Source organism: Streptomyces sp. NPDC002044, from assembly GCF_040296725.1.
GTDB classification, from domain to species: domain Bacteria; phylum Actinomycetota; class Actinomycetes; order Streptomycetales; family Streptomycetaceae; genus Streptomyces; species Streptomyces antarcticus.
In genome coordinates, this window is the sequence record NZ_JBEOXU010000295.1 from 1 (window position 1) to 2,838 (window position 2,838).

At 74.9% G+C, this 2,838-nt stretch carries 3 protein-coding genes; 1 reads left to right on the forward strand and 2 read right to left on the reverse strand.

Features of this window, described 5'->3' with window-relative positions; all coding sequences use genetic code 11:
- Both ABT106_RS31635 and ABT106_RS31640 read right to left on the reverse strand, forming a co-directional pair.
- On the reverse strand, positions 1-456 hold a 456-nt coding region (locus ABT106_RS31635; protein WP_502979542.1), incomplete at its 3' end, for a GlcG/HbpS family heme-binding protein.
- 58 nt (positions 457-514) lie between these two features.
- Positions 515-1,747, reverse strand: a complete 1,233-nt coding sequence (locus ABT106_RS31640; RefSeq protein WP_351284421.1) for an MFS transporter — start codon at positions 1,745-1,747, stop codon at positions 515-517.
- Positions 1,748-1,999: 252 nt separating this feature from the next.
- On the opposite strand from ABT106_RS31640, the gene ABT106_RS31645 reads away from it, so the two are divergent.
- A complete protein-coding gene (locus tag ABT106_RS31645; protein ID WP_351284424.1) occupies positions 2,000-2,470 on the forward strand; it encodes a MarR family winged helix-turn-helix transcriptional regulator in 471 nt (156 codons plus the stop codon).
- The last annotated feature ends 368 nt before the right edge of the window (positions 2,471-2,838 follow it).

A 2,838-nucleotide genomic window follows, 5' to 3' on the forward strand; every position in this document is an offset into this window, starting at 1 on the left:
CGTGGCCAAGAAGGAGCCGGGCAAGACCGAGCGGATTGCCGCCGACCTGCGGGCGAAGATCGAGAACGGGAAGTACCCGCCGCCGACGCCGATGGCGCCGATGAGGCGGCCGTCGCGGTGGACGGGCAGCCCGCCGGCGAGGAAGAGGAGCGGCCGGTCGAGGGCGGTCGGCAGGGTGTGGAAGAGGCCGTCGGGACGGACGGCGTCGACCAGGTCGGCGGTCGGCGCGTCGAGCTGGAGTGCCGTGAATGCCTTGCGGGTGCTGGTCTCGCCGGAGATCAGGACGGCGCGGTCGTCGCGGCGGAAGGCCAGCGGGTGGCCGCCCGCGTCCAGGACGCTGACGCTGACGGTGACCCCGGCCGCGTCGGCGGCGGCGCGGGCGGCGGCGACGAGCAGCTCGGCGTCCTCGGTGGTCAGCGGGGCGACGGCGGTGCGGGCGGTGGTGGTGAGGGACATGGTGCGTGCTCCTTGGTACGGGGCTTCGGCTTCGGTACGGGGTGGGGTTCCGGAAGTGTCAGTGGTGGGCGGGTACGGGCGCGGCGGCCCCGGCGGCCACGGCCCCGTCCGCGCCGGCCGGGGCGCCGCCGAGCGGGCGGGCGGCCGTACGGCGCTCCAGTGCGCCCGAGACGAGGGCGAGTACGAGGGCGGAGGCGGCCAGGGCCGCGCCGACCCAGTTCGGGGCGGTCCAGCCGAGGCCGGCGGCGATCACGAGCCCGCCGAGCCAGGCGGCGAGGGCGTTGCCTAGGTTGAAGGCGCCGATGTTGACGGCGGAGGCGAGGGTGGGCGCGCCGGCGGCCTGGTCGAGCACCCGCTTCTGCAGCGGCGGGACGGTGGCGAAGCCGAGGGCGCCGATGAGCACGACGGTGACGGCCGCGCCGGCCTTGCTGTGGGCGGTCAGGGTGAACACCGCCAGCGTGACGGCGAGGGCGCCGAGGGACACGTACAGCAGGGGCATCAGGGCGCGGTCGGCGAACCGGCCGCCGATGAGGTTGCCGGCGACCATCCCGAGGCCGAAGAGGACGAGCAGCCAGGTGACGGACGTGTCGGCGAAACCGGCGACGTTGGTCATCATCGGAGTGATGTAGGTGATCGCGGCGAAGACGCCGCCGAAGCCGAGGACGGTCATCGCCATCGCGAGCAGCACCTGAACGTTGCGGAAGGCGGCCAGCTCGCTGCGGATGCGGACGCCGCCGGCGGGCCGGGGCAGATCGGGCACCAGCTTGGCGATGCCGAGCAGGCCGAGGACGCCGAGTCCGGCGACGATCAGGAAGGTGACGCGCCAGCCGAGGGTCTGCCCGACGAGGGTGCCGAGGGGCACGCCGACCACGTTGGCGACGGTGAGGCCGGTGAACATCATCGCGATGGCGCCGGCCTTCTTCTCGGGCGCGACGAGCTCGGCGGCGACGACCGCGCCGATGCCGAAGAAGGCACCGTGGGCGAGGGAGGCGACGACGCGGCCGGCCAGCATGACGCCGAAGGCGGGGGCGAGCGCGGAGAGCACGTTGCCCGCGATGAACAGGCCCATGAGCAGCATCAGCATCCGCTTGCGGGGGATGCGGGTGCCGAGGACCGTCATCAGCGGCGCGCCGAGGACCACGCCGAGGGCGTAGCCGGTGACCAGGAAGCCCGCCGTGGGGATCGAGACGCCGTAGTCACCGGCGACCTCGGGGAGCAGGCCCATGATCACGAATTCGGTGGTGCCGATCCCGAAGGCCCCGATGGCGAGGGCGAGGAGTGCGAGAGGCATGAGGGGAGGTGCCCTTCAGGGAGGTGGTGGTGCGGGGTGCGGCGCGCGGCCGCCGAGGGCGACATGTATGTGCTGTCGCTGCTTACGTGCGTCCACATTAATTGCAGACGCGGGATATTTGCAAGCGCGGGATATTGCGCGAGTGGCCTATCCTGGTGGTACGCGTGCCGCCGCGCCCCGCGCGGACGCACCGCGGCACCGAGATCGCAGCACCGGAACACCGGAACACCGCACCCGCAGTTGGAGGAGCCCATGACGGCCACGGACAGCGCGCTCACCGCCCTCTCCCAGGGCTGGTGCGCCCTCTCCCTCCTGCACGGGCGGATCGAGGCGCACATCGAGCGGGCGCTCCAGGCGGGGCACGGGCTCAGCGTGCGCGAGTACTCGCTGCTGGACGTCCTCAGCCGCCAGCACAGCGGACCGGGCGGGCACCTGCGGATGCACCAGGTCGCGGACTCGGTGGTCCTCAGCCAGAGCGCGACGACGCGCCTGGTCAGCAGGCTGGAGGACCGCGGCCTGCTGAACCGCTACATCTGCGACACGGACCGGCGCGGCATCTACACGGACGTGAGCGGGGCGGGCCTGGACCTCCTCGCCGCGGCCCGCCCCACGAACGACGGCGCCCTGCGCGAGGCCCTGGACGAGGCCGCGCTCGACCCGCAGCTGGCCCCGCTGGTCACGGCGGTGGAGAACACCGTCCCCGCAGCGCCCCGGGGGCACTGAACACGAGCGGACGGCCCCGTCAGCGCTGCCCTGTTGACGACGGCGCGGCCCCCGAGCCGGCCGAGGGGGCCGGCGAGGACGGCTGCCGGGACGGGCTCGGCCCGCCCGGCGGCTGCGGCGACGAGGCCGAGGGGGCTGGTGACGGTTTCCCCGCCCGGGGCGTCGGGGTCACGGACGGGGTCACGGACGGGGTCGCCCGCGGGGCCGGGTACGACGGCGTCGCGTCCGGCCCGGGGGCCGCGGTGGGCTCGGCCGGCTCCGCGGTCCCGGCCGACGGTGACGGGGTCGCGGACGGCGACCGTTCCGGCGCGGGGGTGGGCGGGGTGAGCTCCCGGGGCGGGGGCGGCGGGGGCCGCCGCCGCGGGGGC

What these genes read in the sequence shown, in the direction of transcription:
- ABT106_RS31640 (WP_351284421.1), bottom strand. Translation starts at nt 1,747, where the DNA reads ATGCCTCTCGCACTCCTCGCCCTCGCCATCGGGGCCTTCGGGATCGGC.
- ABT106_RS31645 (WP_351284424.1), top strand. Translation starts at nt 2,000, where the DNA reads ATGACGGCCACGGACAGCGCGCTCACCGCCCTCTCCCAGGGCTGGTGC.